The sequence below is a fragment of the Kosakonia sp. CFBP8986 genome (assembly GCF_034044935.1).
GTDB classification, from domain to species: domain Bacteria; phylum Pseudomonadota; class Gammaproteobacteria; order Enterobacterales; family Enterobacteriaceae; genus Kosakonia; species Kosakonia cowanii.
Map to the genome: position 1 here is coordinate 769,536 of NZ_JAXCXB010000001.1, position 19,787 is coordinate 789,322.

Genomic DNA, 19,787 nt, shown 5'->3' on the forward strand with positions numbered 1-19,787 from the left:
AAGCCACCGCAGCCAACACACCTGCGGCTCGAAAGACGACGGTTAACTTTCGAATGAAATAAAATTTGTGTAACTCATCACATTCTCTCTAGAATGTTGCTCCTCGTTATGACATTCAGGAGCGCTATATATGACCGTCAAAGTTATCGTCACTGATATGGACGGAACTTTTCTTGATGACGCCAAAAAGTACGATCGCACGCGGTTTATGGCGCAATTCGAGCAACTCCAGCAGCGCAATATCGAATTCGTGGTTGCCAGCGGCAACCAGTACTACCAGCTCATCTCCTTCTTCCCGGAGCTTAAAGACCGCATCTCCTTCGTCGCCGAAAACGGCGCGCTGGTCTACGAACACGGCCAACAGCTGTTCCACGGCGAACTGACCCGCCACGAATCCCAGGTTGTGATGGGCGAGCTGTTAAAAGGCGGCGGCCTGAACTTTGTCGCCTGCGGGCTTGAAAGCGCCTATATCAACGAAGCCGCGCCGCAAGAGTTTGTCGATCTGATGGCGGAACACTATCACCGCTTAAAGCCGGTGCGCGACTTCACGCAGATTGACGATACGCTGTTTAAATTCTCCCTGAATTTGCCGGACAGCGAGATCCCGGCGCTGGTTGATGAACTGCACACCTCCCTCGATGGGATTATGAAACCGGTGACCAGCGGCTTCGGCTTTGTCGATCTGATTATCCCTGGCCTGCATAAAGCCAACGGTATTTCGCGTCTGCTCAAGCGCTGGAACCTCTCCCCGCAAGCATGTGTGACGCTGGGTGACAGCGGAAATGATGCCGAGATGCTGCGCATGACCGACTACTCCTTCGCCATGGGCAACGCCACCGACGCGATTAAAGCCATTGCTCGTCACCAGACCGATGACAACAACCACCACGGCGTGCTGAATGTGATTCAGGCGGTGCTGGATAACACTGCCCCGTTTGACCGCTGATCCCCCTGCCGACGCCCCGCCGTCGGCACTCTCCCTCGGCCTTCTCCCGCTTTGTGCAATCCATCAAGTTTTTAAACTTGCATTAACTTATTTTTAACTTAGATTGTCATTTGTAAGATTAATTACCTTCGAATGAAAGAAAGAGGTGCCTATGACGTTTACCCATGAAACCCTTCCTGTCGACCATAAAGCCGCTATCCGCCAGATGAAACAGGCGCTGCGTGCGCAAATTGGCGATGTACAACAGCTGTTCGATCAACTCAGCGCGCGTATTAGTGAGCGCGTGGAGGAGATTAAGGCGATAAAAGCCCGCGGCGAATCCGTCTGGCCGCAGCTGAACTATGCCGATATCGCTGCCGGGCGTGTAACCGAAGCGCAGCGCGCGTTGATCAAACGTCGCGGCTGTGTGGTGATCAAAGGCCATTTCCCGCGCGAGCAGGCGCTGGGCTGGGATCGCGCGATGCTCGACTACCTGGCGGAAAACCATTTTGATGAGGTCTATAAAGGCCCGGGCGACAGCTTTTTCGGCACGCTGGAGGCTTCGCGCCCGGAGATCTACCCGATCTACTGGTCACAGGCGCAGATGCAGGCGCGCCAGAGCTATGAGATGGCAGCCGCGCAATCTTTCCTCAACCGGCTGTGGCGGTTTGAGAGCGAAGGCCGCGCGTGGTTTAACCCCGATATCAGCGTCATCTATCCGGATCGCATTCGCCGCCGCCCGCCGGGCACCACCTCGAAAGGGCTGGGGGCGCATACGGATTCCGGCGCGCTGGAGCGCTGGCTGCTGCCGGCCTATCAGCGCGTCTTTGCCAACGTCTTTAACGGCAAGCTGGATCAGTACGATCCGTGGGATGCAGCGCACCGCACCGAGGTGGAGGAGTACACGGTTGAGAACACCACTAAATGTTCGGTGTTTCGCACCTTCCAGGGCTGGACGGCGCTGTCGGATATGATCGCTGGTCAGGGGTTGCTGCACGTGGTGCCGATCCCCGAGGCGATGGCCTACATTCTGCTGCGCCCGCTGCTGGAAGATGTTCCGGACGATGAGCTGTGCGGTGTGGCACCCGGCCGCGTGCTGCCGGTTTCAGAGAAGTGGCACCCGCTGCTGATGGAAGCGCTGAGCAGCATTCCTCCGCTGGAAGCGGGCGATTCCGTCTGGTGGCACTGCGATGTGATCCACTCAGTCGCCCCGGTGGAAAACCAGCAGGGCTGGGGCAATGTGATGTATATCCCCGCTGCCCCGCTGTGTGAGAAGAACCTGGCTTATGCCCGCACGGTGAAGGTCGCACTGGAGCAAGGCAGCTCGCCCGGGGATTTTCCGCGCGAGGATTATGAGCGCGACTGGTCAGGCCGCTTTACGCTCGCCGATTTGAATGCGCACGGTAAGCGCGCGCTGGGGATGGAGAGTTAAGCATCATACAGCCCGTCACCAGCCACGGCGGTGCGTCGCTGCCCCGGGCGTATCCGCCGCACCGACTCACGCACTGCCAGCGTGCCGTTTAACAGCAGCGAGCCGGTCGGTGCCTGTGGGCGGATCAGGCGCTGCTGCAATAGCTGCACCGCTTCCGCGCCCAGTTCATCGCGCGGAACATGCACCGCGGTGAGCGGCACATCCTGAATTGCCGCGAGGTTAAAGGCGTCAATACTCATCACCGACACATCCTGCGGCACGCGCAAACCGCGCTGGAGCAGCGCCTGCACCGTCCCCTGCGCCATAAAATCCCCACTGACCAGAAATGCGGTCGGCGGCGTTTTGTTTGCCGGATCGTCCAGCCACTCCGCCACCCGCAGCGCCGCCTCTTTGGCGCTAAAGCTGGGTACGGTGATGAGATCCCGTTTGCTGTTAAAACGCAGGTTCTGCTGCTGCCACGCTGCTTTAATGCCTGCGAGGCGCAGATCCATGGTGTAACGGCGCAGGCACATCACATTCACCACATCGCGGTGGCCCATATCAAAGAGATAGCGGGCAGCAAACTCGCCGATGGTGCGGTGATCCGGCGCAATCGAGGGCAGGCGCATACGCCCATCGCGGCAGTTGATCAGCACGCAGGGTTTGCCGATATCCGCCGCCAGCTCGTGAATATGGGTATCGTCAATGCCGAGCAGGATCGCCGCCTGGGTTTCGGGGGCATTCATACGCGCCAGAAATTCATTGGCATCGCTGTCCAGCTCCTCCAGCGCGCAGTAGCGCAGCCGCACGTCGTGTGGCTCGAGCGCTTTATTGATGCTCTGAATCACACGGTAGTAGAAGATATCGGAGCGCTCATCAAAGGCGCGCTGCGGCGCAAAGACAATCAGGTTATTGAGCAGCAGCCGTCCGGCGGCAATCCCCTCCATCACCCCCAGTTCACGGGCGCAGGCCAGCACCGCCGCGCGCGCTTTTTCGCTGGTGTTGGCTTTTCCCGCCAGCACCCGCGAAACGGTGCTGGTCGACAGATTTGTGCGCCGGGCAATTTCGCTGATTTTGAGCTTTTTATCCATTCTGTGATCTTGCTCCGTTTGTGAAATGGGAAAATTTTCATAGAGCGGAAAGCCTGTTATTTATGGCTTCGATTGCAGTCTGCCGCAATATTCGGTCAATTGATGAGAATTCTTGCACAAAATCGACTTTAGCCGCGCTTTTTTCTCCCCTACGGTAAATGTGTCATACAACTTCCATACTAGTTGTGTGTGTTCTTAAGACAAAACCAAGAAAAAAATCATCACGCGCGCCTGGCGGTATAACAACTTTTCACCCGGCCGCGATAACGCAACGTCCCTACAAAACGATGAGCGGAGAACACCATGAGCCAGGGGATTAACAACGACGTGGCGGCCACAAGTAGTCGCCGGATCTTCAAAAAATTACGCTGGTGGATGCTGGTACTCTTTCTGTTTGGCGTGACGGTGAACTACATCACCCGTAACTCGCTGGGCATCCTGGCCCCGGAACTGAAAACCAGCCTCGGTATCACTACCGAACAATATTCATGGATTGTCGGCGCATTTCAGCTGGCGTATACCCTGTTCCAGCCGCTGTGTGGCTGGTTAATCGATGTGATTGGCCTGAAAGTGGGCTTTATGGTCTGCGCGATCATCTGGGCGCTGGCCTGTATGTTCCATGCTGGCGCAAGCAGTTGGATCCATCTGGCGATTTTGCGCTTTACCATGGGCGCGTCGGAAGCGGCGGCAACGCCCGCTAACGCCAAAACAATCGGCGAGTGGTTCCCGAAATCGGAGCGTCCGGTCGCCGCTGGCTGGGCGGGCGTCGGCTTCTCCATCGGCGCGATGCTGGCACCGCCAATCATCTACTTCGCCCACGCCTCGTTTGGCTGGCAGGGGGCGTTTATGTTTACCGGCGTGCTGGCGCTGCTGTGGGTGATTTTGTGGTGGGCGTTTTATCACAACCCGGACAAACACCCGAACCTCAGCCGCGAAGAGTTGGCCTTTATTCAGCAGGATAATGAGCCGCCAGCGGTGAAACTGCCCTTCCTTACCGCACTGAAAAACGTATCGAAAAACAAACGCTTCTACGGCATCGCCATTCCGGCCTTTATGGCGGAACCGGCGTGGGCGGTGCTGAGCTTCTGGGTGCCACTCTATCTGGCGAAAGAGCACGGCATGGATCTGAAACAGATTGCGATGTTCGCCTGGCTCCCCTTCCTCGCCGCCGATCTCGGCAGCGTCGCCAGCGGCTATCTCACCAAACTCTATACCCGCTGGTTCGGCTGCTCGCGCGTCAACTCGGTAGTTGCCAGTTCCCTGACCGGCGCGTTCCTGATGATCTCGCTGGCCATTGTGGCGATCACCCGCGATCCCTATATCACCATTGTGCTGATCTCGATTGGCGGCTTCGGCCACCAGATCATCTCCTGCATGTTGAGCGCGCTGGTGGTTGAGTCATTCGACAAAGGCCAGATGGCAACCGTCAACGGCATGCGCGGCTCGGCGGCGTGGATCGCCAGCTTCCTCTTCTCACTGCTGATTGGCGTTACCGCCGACAAGATTGGCTTCAACCCGCTGTTTATTGCCATGGGTTTCTTTGACCTGATTGGCGCTATTTTCCTGGTGGCATTTATTGCTGAACGTCGCGCAAAACGCGCCTGATTGTGGAAGTCTGCTATGAAAACGCTGAAGAACTGGACGTTACAAAAACAGAGCGCTCATCACGTTGAGCTATTGGTTGATGAGCAACATACGCTCTGCCTCTATGTGCTGGAAGCGAACCTGTTTCGCGTGCTGATTAAGCGCAAGGGCGAGCTGGCGCTGGCGCGCACCTGGAGCATCGCGCCAGGTGAGGATGTGCCGTGGGAGGGGCGCAGCCGTGAGGATCTGAGCGGTTTTAGTCTGCCCGCGTGGAGGCTTAAACAGCAGCAGGAGACGTTGACCGTTGAGAGCGAGCAACTGCGAGTGACGGTGCACCAGCCGTTATGGCTGGAGTGGCACTACCGTAATGAAGCGGGCGAGTGGCAGTGGCTGGCAGGCGATCGCCCCACCAGCGCTTATCAAATCAATGCTCACGGTGACGGCGTGGCGCACTACCTCAGCCGTATAAAGGAGGAGCGTTTTTACGGCCTCGGCGAGAAAGCGGGCAACCTGCAACGTACCGGCCAGCGCTATGAGATGCGCAACCTCGATGCGATGGGCTACAACGCGGCGAGCACCGACCCGCTCTATAAACATGTCCCTTTCACCCTCACCCGCCGGGATGATGTCAGCTACGGGCTATTTTACGACAACCTCAGCAGCTGCTGGCTGGATCTCGGGAATGAGATCGATAACTACCACACCGCCTATCGCCGCTGGCAGGCAGAAGCGGGCGATATCGATTACTACATTTTTACCGGCGCGCGCGCGCTGGATGTCACCAAAGCCTTTGTGCGACTGACGGGCAAAACCCTCTTCGGGCCGAAGTGGAGCCTCGGCTACAGCGGTTCTACGATGCACTACACCGATGCGCCGGATGCGCAAAACCAGCTGATGAACTTTATTCGCCTGTGTGAAGAGCATGCGATCCCCTGCGACTCGTTCCAGCTCTCGTCGGGTTACACCTCGATCAACGGCAAACGCTACGTCTTTAACTGGAACTACGACAAAGTGCCGCAGCCGAAGGTGATGAGCCAGGCGTTTCACGATGCCGGGCTGAAGCTGGCGGCCAATATCAAACCCTGCCTGTTGCAGGATCACCCGCGCTATCACGAAGTGGCGGAAAAAGGGCTGTTTATTCGCGATTCGGAAAACCCCGGGCCGGAGCGCTCCAGCTTCTGGGATGATGAGGGTTCGCATCTCGATTTCACCAACCCGCAGACCATCGCCTGGTGGCAGGAGGGCGTGACCACGCAGCTGCTGGAGATGGGGATCGACTCCACCTGGAACGACAATAACGAGTTTGAAGTGTGGGATGGCGAAGCGCGCTGCGCCGGCTTTGGCGAGGAGATCGCCATCAAGCATATTCGCCCGGTGATGCCGCTCCTGATGATGCGCGCCTCGATGGAAGCGCAGCAGCGTTTCGCGCCGGACAAACGCCCCTATCTGATCTCCCGCTCAGGCTGTGCCGGGATGCAGCGCTATGTGCAGACCTGGAGCGGCGATAACCGCACTAACTGGCAGACGCTGCGCTACAACACCCGCATGGGGCTGGGGATGAGTTTGTCCGGGCTTTATAACGTCGGGCACGATGTCGGCGGCTTCTCCGGTGATAAACCGGATGCCGAGCTGTTTGTGCGCTGGGTGCAGAACGGCGTGATGCATCCACGTTTCACCATCCACTCGTGGAATGATGACCAGACGGTAAACGAACCATGGATGTACCCGGCGGTGACGCCGGCGATCCGCAGCGCGATTGAGCTGCGCTACCGCCTGCTGCCCTATCTCTACACTCTGCTGTGGCAGGCGCATGCCGATGATGAGCCGATGCTGCGCCCGACCTTCCTCGATCATGAAAACGATGCGCAGACTTTTGAGGAGTGCGACGACTTCCTGCTCGGGCGCGATCTGCTGGTCGCCAGCGTCGTTGAGCCGGGTCAGCGCGAGCGTTCTCTCTGGCTGCCCGCCAATGAGAGTGGCTGGTACGATTTTTATACCGGAGCGTGGTACGCGCCAGGCCAGTGGGTGACGCTGGATGCACCGCTGGAGACGTTGCCGCTGCTGGTACGCGCCGGTGCCGGTTTACCGCTGAGCGATCGCATTCGTCATGTAGAGGCGAAAAGCGACACCTTCCGCGAACTGCAACTCTTCCCGCTGAAAGGCACCGGGCGTTCCAGCGGCCTGCTGTTTGAGGATGATGGCGAGTCGTGGGGTTATAAAGAGGGCAATGCGCTGTGGTTAAGCTGGGAGATGGTCTGCGACAGCGAAACCATTAACCTTGAGGTTACCGCGCGCGGCGATTACCGCCCGGCGTGGCAGACGCTGAATGTCACCTTGCCCGCCGGGGAAAAACGCCGGTTAATGATTAACGGCGAGCCGGCAACGGCGTGGTCTTTCAGGTAAAAAAATGCCGGATGGCGGCTTACGCCTTATCCGGCCTACAAAAGCAGTAACGATCCCGTAGGCCGGATAAGCGTTTATGCGCCATCCGGCATCTGCTCCTTTGCCGGATGGCGGCTTCGCCTTATCCGGCCTACAAAAGCAGAGCGATCCCGTAGGCCGGATAAGCGTTTACGCGCCATCCGGCATCTGCTCCTTTGCCGGATGGCGGCTTCGCCTTATCCGGCCTACAAAGCAGAGCGATCCCGTAGGCCGGATAAGCGTTTATGCGCCATCCGGCAATCCGTTCCTTTATCTGCTCAGCATTTACCTAAGTATTTCGCGTTGCAGGAAGGCGGCAAACCTGAGTATCCCCGGGAGCTTACTGAAGTAAGTGACCGGGGTACGACGGTGCAGCCAACGCACCTGCGGCGTGAAAGACGACGGTAAATTTATTCGATGCCCTTGGTACGCAAATAATCTTCATAGTTACCGGTGAAATCGACCACGCGCTGCGGCGTAATCTCAATCACGCGGGTTGCCAGCGAGCTTACGAATTCACGGTCGTGCGAGACGAAAATCAGCGTGCCCTGGTACATCTCCAGCGCCATGTTCAGCGATTCGATCGACTCCATATCCAGGTGGTTGGTCGGTTCGTCCATCACCAGAATATTCGGTTTTTCCATCATCAGCTTGCCGAACAGCATACGGCCCTTCTCGCCGCCGGAGAGCACCTTCGCCGGTTTCTTGATATCGTCCTGGCTGAACAGCAGACGACCCAGGATGCTGCGCACCGCCTGCTCGTCATCGCCCTCTTGCTTCCACTGGCTCATCCAGTCGAACACCGTCAGGTCGTTATCGAAATCCGCCGCGTGATCCTGCGCGTAGTAGCCGATGCGGGCGTTTTCCGACCACTTCACCGTGCCGCTCTCTGGCGTAAGCTCGCCGACCAGCGTTTTCAGCAGCGTGGTTTTACCGACGCCGTTAGTACCGAGGATGGCGACTTTCTCGCCCACTTCCATCAGCATATTGAAGTTTTTAAACAGCGGGCCGTTATCGAAACCTTTTGTCACCTGCTCCACTTCCAGCGCGTTACGGAACAGTTTCTTATCCTGCTCGAAGCGGATGAACGGGTTCTGACGGCTGGAGGCTTTCACTTCGTCGAGCTTGATCTTATCGATCTGGCGGGCGCGGGAAGTTGCCTGACGCGATTTAGAGGCGTTGGCGCTAAAGCGGCTGACGAAGGATTGCAGCTCGGCAATCTGCGCTTTCTTCTTGGCGTTATCCGACAGCAGACGCTCGCGCACCTGGGTGGCGGCAGTCATGTATTCGTCGTAGTTACCCGGGTAGACGCGCAGCTCGCCGTAGTCGAGATCCGCCATGTGGGTGCAGACCATGTTCAGGAAGTGACGGTCGTGCGAAATGATGATCATGGTGCTGTCACGCTCGTTCAGCACCTGCTCCAGCCAGCGAATGGTGTCGATGTCCAGGTTGTTGGTTGGTTCATCGAGCAGCAGAATATCGGGGTTAGCGAACAGCGCCTGGGCCAGCAGCACACGCAGTTTCCAGCCGGGGGCAACTTCGCTCATCGGGCCGTAATGCTGCTCTACCGGAATACCAACGCCGAGCAGCAGTTCGCCCGCGCGCGCTTCCGCCGAGTAGCCATCCATTTCGCCATACAGCACTTCGAGATCGGCCACTTTATAGCCATCTTCTTCGCTCATCTCGGCGAGGCCGTAAATGCGGTCGCGCTCCTGCTTCACTTCCCACAGCTCGGCGTGGCCCATGATCACCGTGTCGAGCACGCTGAAGGCTTCGAAGGCGAACTGATCCTGACGCAGCTTACCGATGCGCTCGTTCGGATCGAGAGAGACGTTACCCAGCGACGGCTCTAAATCGCCGCCGAGGATTTTCATAAAGGTGGATTTACCGCTCCCGTTCGCGCCGATCAGGCCGTAACGGTTGCCGCCGCCAAATTTGACGGAAATGTTTTCGAACAGCGGCTTACTGCCGAACTGCATGGTGACGTTGCTGGTGACTAACACGGCGATATCCTGAAATATGTGACAAACGCCATAGTATGCCACAATTCCGAATTAGATTCTTGCCCCCTGTCAGGCCGCTACACTGCAAACAACGGGAAAAAAGTGTGATTTCGTCAACATCTGAATTCCCTGGACGGGGGAATGCACATATAATGCGCTTCCTGCATTCTCAACCCAACGGCCAGTGTGGCAATAATCTCGCACAACATGAATATGAAATTAAGAACTCTCTTCGCGGCGGCCTTTGCTGTCGTGGGATTTTGCAATAGCGCGTCTGCTGTGACTTATCCGCTGCCGACTGATGGCAGCCGTCTGATCGGTCAGAACCAGGTCGTAACCATTCCTGAAGGCAATAACCAGCCGCTGGAATACTTTGCGGCTGAATACCAGATGGGTCTCTCCAACATGCTGGAAGCTAACCCGGGCATTGACGCCTATCTGCCGAAAGGTGGCACGGTAATGAACGTTCCGCAGCAGCTGATCCTGCCGGATACCGTTCATGAAGGGATTGTGATTAACAGTGCGGAGATGCGCCTCTACTACTATCCGAAAGGCACCAACACGGTGATCGTGCTGCCAATCGGTATCGGTCAGTTGGGCAAAGATACCCCGATTGCCTGGACCACCAAAGTCGAGCGTAAAAAAGCCGGTCCGACCTGGACACCGACGGCAAAAATGCACGCCGAATATCAGGCAATGGGTCAACCGCTGCCGCCGGTAGTACCGGCAGGCCCGGATAACCCGATGGGTCTCTACGCGCTCTATATTGGCCGCCTGTATGCGATCCACGGCACTAACGCCAACTTCGGTATCGGCCTGCGTGTGAGCCACGGTTGTGTGCGTCTGCGTAACGACGACATCAAATTCCTGTTCGAGAACGTGCCGGTTGGCACCCGCGTGCAGTTTATTGATGAGCCGGTAAAAGCGACCACCGAACCGGATGGCAGCCGCTATATCGAAGTTCACAACCCGCTCTCCACCACTGAAGCGCAGTTTACCGGCGGCGAAATCGTGCCGATCGCGCTGACCAAAGCGGTGCAGGCGGTGACCAGCCAGGCGGACGTTGATTCAAGCGTGGTTGACCAGGCGATCCAGAACCGTTCCGGTATGCCGGTACGTCTGAACTGATTTGCGATCGGTTTGAATGCCGGATGGCGCTGCGCTTATCCGGCCTACAACTGATTTAAAAAGCGGAGCTTCGGCTCCGCTTTTTTTATGTTGGTTGCCGGATAGCACAAGCAATCAGTGTTGATGTATCGCGTAGGCCGGATAAGGCGTAGCCGCCATCCGGCAATAATAAAAACAGCGCTTTTATCCGTGGTTAACCACAATCACCCCGCCGTGATCGTAGCGGTAATGGCAGTGGGCATACTCCAGCGGCGTGCCATCCTCCAGGTAGATAACCTGCTCCACCTCCAGCACCGGATCGGTCTCGTCACAATTGAGGTACTGCTTATCTTCCTCGCACGGCTTCAGCGCGCGGACAATGCGGTACGACCCCATAATTTTTAGCGCCAGATCGTCCTGCACATAGCGAAACACCGAGCTTTCGAGATGGCTGCGATTGAGCCCCGGCACCAGGTTTACCGGCATCAGTGTGAACTCCAGCGACACCGGTTCGCCCTCCAGCAGACGCAGGCGTACAAAGTCATACACCGGCTCATCCGGCCCCACCAGCAGCGAAGCCTGCTCCTTTTCGCTGGCAAAACGCAAATCGAAGCGCACGATCTTGCTCGTCACTTCGCCAACGTTCTCCCAGGTTTTGGTGGCACCAAAATAGTCGCTGCCCGGCAGATCCCAGCGCGACAGCTGAAGGAAATTTTTGCGGATAAAGGTGCCCTGCCCCTGGCGGGTATAGACCAGCCCCTCAACAATCAGCTGACGCATCGCCTGCTGGATGGTCATGCGGCTGGTATTAAACTCTGCCGCCAGCGCGAACTGGTCCGGCAGCGGCGCGCTGGCAGGATACTGCTGGCTGAGGATGCGCCGCTTAATTTCCCGCGCGATGGTGATATATTTTGCCGCCATGACCCGTCCCGGTAATTTAGTCTATCCCATTGTTTCTTAAGGCCACTCTCTCGGCAATTTTGAGGAAAGGCAGGTAGAAGAATACACCAAAGATGATGATTATCAACTGAACCACCACCGCCCGCCAGTCGCCCGCCGTCGCCAGCCAGGCGCTTAAAATTGGCGGGGTAGTCCACGGGATCATTACCACGCAGCGCGCCATCCAGCCCATCGTGGTGCAGAACCAGGCAAACCAAATCCCCAGCGCCGGCAGCAGCACAAAGGGGATCATCAGCGGCAGGTTAAAGACAATCGGCAGGCCAAAAATCACCGGTTCATTGATATTAAACAGCCCCGGCGAAATGGCCAGTCGCGCCACCTGCTTTGCCGACTGCTGCTTTGCGAAGATAAAGATAGCGATCAGCAGAGAGAGCGTGCTGCCGGTGCCGCCAATCATGCCGAAGGTCGGCACAAAAATACTGTTGATGATATGCGGGATCGGCTGGCCGTTGGCAAAGGCGAGCATATTCTCATTGGTATTAATCAGCAGCAGCGGTTCGAGGATCACGCCGTTGACTACCGTCTGGTGAATACCAAGCGTAAAGAGGAAGTTCCCGAAGCTGTAGATAAACAGCGTGCCCGGCAGGCTGGTGTTGATCTGGCGCAGCGGCTGCTGAATCAGGGTGGTGATGAGATGGATCAAATCCGTATGCAGCAGGTTCGCCAGCAGTGCCGCCACCATCGCGAAGAGCGACAGGGTAATGATGGTCGGGATCAGCGCCGAGAAGGATTGCCCCACCGCCGACGGCACATTATCGCCGAGAGAAATGGAGAAGCGCTTCACGCTGGCGACGCGGATAAACAGCTCCGTCGAGAGCAGGCCGATAATCACCCCGGCGAAAATGCCGGTGGTGCCGATATTGGCAAACGACAGCATCTGCGCGACGCTCACCGTGGTTTTACTCCCCACCGGCACCACGTCCAGCTGCATTGGCATCATGATGATAAAACTGGCAATCGCAATGACTACCGCTGAGACCGGGTTCCCGAAGTTCTTATTGCGCGCCAGCGACCAGGCGGTCATTGGCGCAATCAACAGGGCCGCGATATTCAGCGTGCCGTTAATGACCGCTTCGCCCCACACCTTAAAGCGTGCCAGCGTCTCGCCCTCCAGCACCCAGGGGAAAATGACGTTATTGATCAGCACCGCCAGCCCGGCGAGGATGAATATCGGCATCACCGCCGCGAACGCGTCGCGCAGGGATCGCAGATGCACCTGGTTTGCCAGGCGGGCGGAGAACTCCACGAATTTATCGACGAATAACTGCATTTTCGGCGTGATTTTTGTCTCAGACATTGCGCTGCCCTCTTATCACTGCGTTACATGTCACGCCCGTTGCTACGGATCACCCGTTGCAGCCAGCGGTAGCTCTTTTTCGGTACGCGTCGCATATCTTTCAGGTCGTGGTTATCGCGGTTGACGTAGACCACGCCGTAGCGTTTACGCATATCGCCCTGGGAACTGAGAATGTCGATAAGCCCCCAGCCGAGATAGCCAATCACCTGCGCGCCATCTTCAAACATCGCATCCTGCATCGCCTGCAGGTGATCGCGGTGATAGGCAATGCGGTACTCATCATCAATCGGGTTGACGCCGTCCCACTCCTCAATCACACCGATGCCGTTCTCAATCGGGAAGACCGGCAGTCGCCAGTCGTTGTAGTAGCGGGTAATGATGGCGCGAAAACCGAGGGGATCGATCTGCCAGCCCCACTCCGTCGCCTCAAGATAAGGGTTGGGCTTGTCGCCTTCGTGCAGGTAGTAGTTGACCGGCGTATCCGTGCCAATGGCGTCACTATCCAGGGTTTTGCTGGCGTAATAGCTAAAGGCCATAAAGTCGTTTTTGACGCGCGCAATCTGCGCCAAATCCTCATCACGGTAGATATCGCCGAAGCCCTCTTTTTCCACTACTGCCATCACCGCCGGGCTGTAACCCTGCCCGGCGTAGACGCGCAGCAGGTTCTGATTGAGGAATTCGTCATACTGCATGGCACAGAAGATATCGCGCGGTTTGCAGGTGGCCGGGTAGATCAGCTGGTGCGCCAGCATACCGCCCATCAGTTTGCCGGGCTGGGTATCGTGCAGATAGTGGGTCAGCAGCACGTGCGCCATCATCACGTGGTGCTGGATCTGGTAAAGCTCACGCAGGGTTTTCTCGCCCTGCATATAGCCGCCAACCTGAAACGCGCCGGGCATATGGTAGATATTCTGCTCGTTGAAGGTGAGCCAGTACTTCACTTTGCTGCCGAAGCAGTCGATCATCTTCTGGCCATAGCGCACAAAGGCGTCCAGCACGTGGCGGTCAACAAAACCGTTATACTTTTCCGCCAGCGCCAGCGGCATATCGAAATGGTAGAGGCAGACCATCGGCTCAATGCCGCGCGCCAGCAGACCATCAATAAAGCGCGCGTAAAAATCGATGCCCTCCTGATTGAATTCACCATCGCCCTCAGGGCAGACGCGGCTCCAGGCGATCTGAAAGCGGTAGCAGTTCATGCCCAGATCCTGCATCAGGTCGAAATCCTCCTCGTAACGGTGATAGGAGTCGGTGGCGACTTTCCAGTCGGAGGCAAACTCGCTGGCCTCGCGGATATCGTAGACCGACATCCCTTTTCCGCCCTCATTCCACGCCCCTTCGGTCTGCATGCTGGAGACAGAGTTGCCCCATAAAAAACCGGTCGGTAATGTTCTGCTCATTGCGCTTTCTCCATGACTAGTCATTTCGTATATATGACTAGTCATATAGCGAATGGCGAAAAAACAGGCAAAGAGAGAAGCGCGGTTTTGTGACGCTTTTCGAAAGAATTGTGCGAAACAGTTGAGATGAAGGGTGGAAGAGGCAACAGGCCGGCTAGCGCGAACGCTACACTGGCCTGTGATTTATGCTTGAAGGGAAATTACTGCTGATTCAGTTGATTACGGCGATACTCGCCCTGACGCTCCAGCATCCAGCCGGGGTATTCGCCTGGCAGCGCGCTGACGGCATCAAGCTGTTTAAGCTCCTCGTCGCTCAACTGCACGGTGGTTGCGGCGAGGTTATCATCCAGCTGTTCCGGGCGTTTCGCGCCGATAATCACGCTGGTCACCGCCTGCTGATGCAGCAGCCAGGCCAGCGCGATTTGCGCCACGCTAACGCCTTTGCTGTCGGCGATAGTTCGCATCACATCCACGCAGTCGAAGGCGCGATCTTTATTCACCGGCGGGAAGTCAAACTCCACCCGGCGACCGCCCGCTTCGGCTTTGCCGTCGCGGCTATATTTGCCGCTCAGCAGGCCGCCTGCCAGCGGGCTCCAGACCATCAGCCCGACATTTTCGCTCTGCATCATCGGCACCAGCTCACGCTCCAGATCGCGCCCGGCAATGGTGTAATAAGCCTGTAGCGAAGCAAAACGCGCGAGGCCGAGGCGTTCAGAGATGCCCAGCGCTTTGGCAATCTGCCACGCCGCCCAGTTGGAGACGCCGATATAGCGCACATGCCCGTGCTGCACCAGCGTATCGAGGGCGTATAGCGTCTCTTCCATCGGCGTCGCTGGATCAAACCCGTGCAGCTGATAGAGATCGATATGATCGAGTTGCAGGCGCTTGAGGCTCGCTTTCACGCTCTGAATAATGTGAAAGCGCGAACTGCCGCGCGAGTTGACGCCAGCGCTGCCGGTTTCGCCGAAGACTTTGGTAGCGACCACCACATTTTCGCGCGGCACCTTCAGGTTTTTTAACGCCTGCCCGGTGATCTCTTCCGAGCGTCCACCGGAGTAAACATCAGCGGTATCAATAAAGTTGATCCCGGCATCGAGAGCGCGGCCAACCAGCTCCTCAGCCTGTGCCTGCTGTAGCTGGCCGATTTTCCCCCACATATCCTCCTGACCGCCGAAGGTCATGGTGCCGAGGCAGAGTTCAGAAACAAACAGTCCGGTATTGCCCAGTTTTTTGTAGCGCATGGTAGCGTCTCCTCATCGGTTGTTTGACGCAATCAGTTATACGCTCCGTGCCTGCGCGGCGAATGTGGGGATCCTGCCTGTTTCTTGCCCAATCCTCTGATTATCCGCGCGGCGCGTCGCCAAAGACTTTGTAATCAGGCAGTTGCACGTTCTGGTACGGCTCCCAGCCGCCGCCGAGGGCTTTGTAGAGCGCGACGAGATCGAGGCTGCTCTGCACCCGCGCCTGCTCGCGCTGCTGGCTCGCCTGCGCCAGCTGGCGCTGGGCGTCGAGCACATCGAGGAAGCTGGCAATCCCTTTGCGGTAGCTGTCGCTGGCCAGCGAAAAGGCGTTCTGCAACGCTTCCAGCGTCTTATCGAGGCTCGCTTCACGCTGCTGATCGGCACGGTAGCTGACCAGCGCATTCTCGACATCGTTCAGCGCGCTGAGCACCGTCTGGCGATAGTTGAGCACCGCGGCACCCTGCTGCGCGCGCGCCAGCTTGACGCTCGACACCAGCCGTCCGCCCTGGAAAATAGGGATCGAGACCTGCGGGCCAAAGCTGTAGAAGTGGCTGCTCCAGTCCGTCAGCCAGTTGGTTTCGCTATTGCGCAGACCAAACTGGCCGCTAAGCGTCAGGCTCGGGAAGAGCTGCGCGACGGAGACGCCGATTTGCGCGGTCGCGGCATGCAGCGTCGCTTCCGCTTCGCGCACGTCCGGTCGACGGCGCGCTAAGGTGGAAGGAATGCCGGTTGGCACCACGTCCGGCAAGGCCGGGAGCGGCTGCGTGCCGCGCAGTTCGCTATCCAGCGCGCCCGGCGTTTTGCCGAGCAGCACCGCCAGCGCATTCATCGCCTGGCGCTCCTGCGCCTGGTACTGCGGCAGCTGCGCTTCGAGGTTCGCCGCCTGGGCGCGGGCATTCTCCACATCCAGCTGCGGCGATAGCCCGCCCTGCTGGCGGTTTTGCGTCAGGGTGAATGTCTCCTGCGCACTCTGAATCTGCGTATTCAGTGAGGCAATAATGCTCTGCGCGCCGCGCAGTTGCAGCCAGGCGCGCGCCACTTCCGCTTCCAGCGACACCAGCGCATCGTTACGCTGCTCAATCGCCTGCTGCTGCTGGGCGGTGGTGGCCTCGACCTGACGCCGCACTTTGCCCCACAAATCCAGCTCCCACTGGGCATCAAAGCTGCCCTGGTAGAGATTGACCGGCTGGGTTAACGCGCCCAGCGCGCCGCTGACCGCCGGATCGGCATTCTCCAGCTGGCCGTAGACATCATGGGATTTCAGCTCCCCTTCCAGCCCCAGCTGCTGCCGCGTCGCCTGTAGCGAGCCATTCACCGCCGGCAGAAATGCGCCGCCCGCCTGGTTAATCTGCTCACGGGCACCGGCAATGCGCAGCACCGTCTGTTGCAGGGATAGATTCCCGGCAATCGCCCGTTCAATCAGGCTATTAAGCTGCGGCGAGTTAAAGGTTGTCCACCAGCGCGGGTTAACCGCCTGCGGCGTCGCCCGGGATTTTACCGACGCATCACCCGGATCGTTCCAGCGCGCCGGGGTTTGCGGCTGCGCGGGCTGATAATCTGGCCCGACCGCGCACCCGGCAAGGCACAGTGACAGAAAGGTAACGGGAAAATGACGCCATGCCATATTAATGTGCTCCTGCGCTGCCTTCGCTCTTGATCGGCGAAAGCAATAGACAAAATGGGATCAACAGAACCGCCACCACACTGAGGATGGTAAAGACATCGATGTAGGCCAGAATGCGCGACTGGGCGACCATCGCTTTGTACATCTGTCCGGTGGCGTTAGAGAAAGGATCGCCCGCCAGGCTGGTAAAGTTGCGCACCGACTCCGCCATTGACCGCAGCGCCAGCTGGAACTGCTCATTAAAGGGCGACGTGTGTTCGGAGAGGTGCGACATGTGCGCCTGCGAACGCTCGGTGATCGCCGCCGTTGAGAGCGAAATGCCGATCGATCCCGCCACGTTACGGAACATGGTAAACAGCGCCGCCGCATCGGCATTCAGTTGCCGCGGAATGGTGATAAAGGCGATGGTGGTGAGCGGCACAAACAGGAAGCCCAGCCCGATCGACTGCGCGCTGCGGAACAGCACCAGCGTTTCAAAATCAACATCCGGGGTGAGCGAGCGCGTCCACCAGAATGAAGCGGCCAGGCAGAAGAAGCCGAAGGCGATGATCCAGCGCGTCTGCACCACCGGCATCAGCTTCAGCACCAGCGGAATGGTTAACACAATCAATATGGCCCCCGGCGAGAGCACCAGCCCTGACCAGGTAGCGGTGTAACCGAGATCCTGCTGCGCCAGCTGCGGGATCACCACCGAGCTGCCATAGAGGATCATCGCCATCCCGGCCATCAACAGGCTGGAGACGGTAAAGTTTTTATCAGCCATGCAGCGCAGATCGACCACCGGCTTTTTGGCGTACATCAGCCAGTAGATCGCGCCGACAATGCCTACCGCCGTCAGCACCGCAAAGATGCGGGTGAAGTCGGAGTTAAACCAATCCTCATCTTCCCCGCGATCGAGCATCACCTGCAGGCAGCCAAGACCGAGGGCGATCAGGCCAATGCCTGGCCAGTCGATGGAGAGTTTCTGTTTTGATTTACGCTCCCACGGCGGATCTTCCAGCAGCTGATAGATCGCCAGCACCGTAACGATGCCCACCGGGATATTGATAAAGAAAACCCAGCGCCAGGAGTAGTTATCGGTGATCCAGCCGCCCAGCGTCGGGCCGAGCACCGGAGCGACGATAATGGCGATGGAGGAGAGACCAAAGGCTTTGCCGCGATCTTCCGGTTTAAAGTAGTCCAGCAGCACCGATTGCTGCGTCGGTTGCAGGCCGCCGCCGAAGAAGCCCTGCAAAATACGAAACAGAATGATCTCCCACAGCTCGGTGGCGATACCGCACAGGAAGGAGCAGACGGTGAACATCACAATGCAGATAAGGAAAAACTGTTTGCGGCCAAAGGTGCGGCTAAGAAATGCCGAGATGGGCAGCACAATACCGTTCGCCACCAGGTAGCTGGTCAGCACCCAGGTGGATTCGTCATAACTGGCAGAGAGCGACCCGGCGACGTGCGGCAGCGCCACGTTGACGATGGTGGTGTCAAGGATCTCCATAAACACCGCGAGGGTGACGACCCACGCCACCGCCCACGGGTTACTGGCCGGACGCCAGTTTTCATGACTGTGGTCGGTCATTCCAGCGTAACCTTCGGTTCAACTGAGAGGCCGAGCGGCAGCGGTTTGTTCGGGTCCAGCCCCTTATCGATAACGATCTTCACCGGCACGCGCTGAACAATCTTCACAAAGTTACCGGTGGCGTTTTCCGACGGGAAGGCGGCGAACTTCGAGCCACTCCCCTGTTGGATACTGTCGACATGCCCTTCCAGCTCCAGATCCGGCCAGGCATCGACGGTGACTGTCACTTTATTACCCGGACGCATGCGCTCCAGCTGCGACTCTTTAAAGTTCGCCGTCACCCACACCTCCTGGGAGACCAGCGAAAAGAGCGCGCTTCCGGCCTGCACCAGCGTACCGTTTTGCACATTACGCTTAGTGACATAACCATCGAACGGCGCGCGGACGTTAGTCCACGAGAGGTTGAGATTGGCGGTTTCCAGCTGCGCTTTCGCCTGCGCGACCTGCTGCTCGCGCGCCTCGACGTTGGTCTCCTGCTGGCGGATCTGCAACTGCACCTGCTCGGCTACTTCCAGCTGCGCCTGCGCGCTGGCAAGCTGCGCCTGGGCACTGCGCAACTGCGCATTAGCGGTATCAATGTTTTGTTGGGTGGTCGCGCGGGGATCGACACCGCGTTGACGTTTATACGCGGCTTCGGCGTTAGCCAGGTCGGCCTTCGCTTTCAGTACCTGCGCGCGGGCTTCATCCCGCTGCGCCGGGTACTGCACTTTGGAGAGCGCGAGCTGCGCCTGCGCCTGGTGAAGCTGCGCGGTCGCCAGCCCAAGCTGGGCCTGCGCCTGATCGCGCTGAGCAGTGGCATCGCGCGGATCGATCACCACCAGCAGATCGCCCTTTTTCACCCGCTGGTTATCTTTCACCCGCAGATCGGTGACGTAGCCCGCCACTTTTGGCGCAATGGTCACCGCATCGCCGTCGGTGAAGGCGTCATCGGTGGTCTCCTGGTTGCGGGTTAATAACCACCACACCAGCGCCACAACAACCATCACTACGACGACAATGCCGAGAATAATCAGCGGCTTCTTTCCGGGGCGTTTGCGGGGTTTGTCGTCTTGCTGCTCTTTTTCGTCGTCCTGAACGTCGTCAGGTTGAGTTCTCTTTTCTGCCATAATCTCGCAACGTTCCTGTCAGGTAACGGCGCCGAGGGTGCGCC

The 19,787-nt window shown here is 58.1% G+C and carries 14 protein-coding genes; 5 read left to right on the forward strand and 9 right to left on the reverse strand.

Going from position 1 to position 19,787, the window contains the following annotated elements:
* The first annotated feature begins 130 nt into the window (after positions 1–130).
* Together SOM48_RS03565 and SOM48_RS03570 are read left to right on the forward strand one after the other, a co-directional pair.
* A complete protein-coding gene (locus SOM48_RS03565) occupies positions 131–946 on the forward strand; it encodes a Cof-type HAD-IIB family hydrolase (RefSeq protein ID WP_054804089.1) in 816 nt (271 codons plus the stop codon).
* A gap of 145 nt (positions 947–1,091) precedes the next feature.
* Positions 1,092–2,357, forward strand: coding sequence for a DUF1479 domain-containing protein (locus SOM48_RS03570; protein WP_320511452.1), 1,266 nt, complete (start codon positions 1,092–1,094; stop codon positions 2,355–2,357).
* Here the strand turns inward: SOM48_RS03570 and SOM48_RS03575 are convergent.
* On the reverse strand, positions 2,354–3,427 hold the full coding sequence (locus tag SOM48_RS03575; protein ID WP_200134047.1) for a LacI family DNA-binding transcriptional regulator: 1,074 nt from the start codon (positions 3,425–3,427) through the stop codon (positions 2,354–2,356). The genes SOM48_RS03570 and SOM48_RS03575 overlap by 4 nt on opposite strands.
* 303 nt (positions 3,428–3,730) lie before the next feature.
* Between SOM48_RS03575 and SOM48_RS03580 the strand changes: the two genes are divergently transcribed.
* Positions 3,731–5,032 carry an MFS transporter gene (locus SOM48_RS03580; protein WP_023481536.1) on the forward strand — a complete coding sequence of 434 codons (1,302 nt, stop codon included), beginning with the start codon at positions 3,731–3,733 and terminating at the stop codon, positions 5,030–5,032.
* Between the two features lie 15 nt (positions 5,033–5,047).
* Entirely contained in the window at positions 5,048–7,414 is a 2,367-nt protein-coding gene (locus tag SOM48_RS03585) for a glycoside hydrolase family 31 protein (RefSeq protein WP_320511453.1), read from the forward strand.
* Positions 7,415–7,842: 428 nt separating this feature from the next.
* On the opposite strand, the gene SOM48_RS03590 is transcribed toward SOM48_RS03585, so the two are convergent.
* The gene (locus SOM48_RS03590) at positions 7,843–9,435 is read right to left on the reverse strand and encodes an ABC-F family ATPase (RefSeq protein WP_023481823.1); all 1,593 of its coding nucleotides are present in this window, start codon (positions 9,433–9,435) and stop codon (positions 7,843–7,845) included.
* 207 nt (positions 9,436–9,642) lie between these two features.
* Between SOM48_RS03590 and ldtB the strand changes: the two genes are divergently transcribed.
* A complete protein-coding gene (gene ldtB, locus SOM48_RS03595) occupies positions 9,643–10,563 on the forward strand; it encodes a L,D-transpeptidase (RefSeq protein WP_023481393.1) in 921 nt (306 codons plus the stop codon).
* A gap of 183 nt (positions 10,564–10,746) precedes the next feature.
* On the opposite strand, the gene SOM48_RS03600 is transcribed toward ldtB, so the two are convergent.
* From SOM48_RS03600 to SOM48_RS03630, 7 genes are all read right to left on the reverse strand, one after another.
* Entirely contained in the window at positions 10,747–11,463 is a 717-nt protein-coding gene (locus SOM48_RS03600) for a GntR family transcriptional regulator (protein ID WP_054804087.1), read from the reverse strand.
* Between the two features lie 16 nt (positions 11,464–11,479).
* Entirely contained in the window at positions 11,480–12,799 is a 1,320-nt protein-coding gene (locus SOM48_RS03605; protein ID WP_288882262.1) for a PTS sugar transporter subunit IIC, read from the reverse strand.
* A 23-nt stretch (positions 12,800–12,822) separates the two neighbouring features.
* Complete coding sequence (locus tag SOM48_RS03610; RefSeq protein WP_076769599.1) at positions 12,823–14,199, reverse strand: glycoside hydrolase family 1 protein; 1,377 nt, start codon at positions 14,197–14,199, stop codon at positions 12,823–12,825.
* 200 nt (positions 14,200–14,399) lie between these two features.
* Complete coding sequence (locus tag SOM48_RS03615) at positions 14,400–15,440, reverse strand: aldo/keto reductase (RefSeq protein WP_320511454.1); 1,041 nt, start codon at positions 15,438–15,440, stop codon at positions 14,400–14,402.
* 100 nt (positions 15,441–15,540) lie between these two features.
* Complete coding sequence (locus SOM48_RS03620) at positions 15,541–17,064, reverse strand: efflux transporter outer membrane subunit (protein ID WP_289743129.1); 1,524 nt, start codon at positions 17,062–17,064, stop codon at positions 15,541–15,543.
* A 1-nt stretch (position 17,065) separates the two neighbouring features.
* On the reverse strand, positions 17,066–18,637 hold the full coding sequence (locus SOM48_RS03625; protein ID WP_076769596.1) for a DHA2 family efflux MFS transporter permease subunit: 1,572 nt from the start codon (positions 18,635–18,637) through the stop codon (positions 17,066–17,068).
* Complete coding sequence (locus SOM48_RS03630; RefSeq protein ID WP_200135712.1) at positions 18,634–19,743, reverse strand: HlyD family secretion protein; 1,110 nt, start codon at positions 19,741–19,743, stop codon at positions 18,634–18,636. The genes SOM48_RS03625 and SOM48_RS03630 overlap by 4 nt, the downstream gene beginning before the upstream one ends.
* Positions 19,744–19,787: the final 44 nt, after the last annotated feature.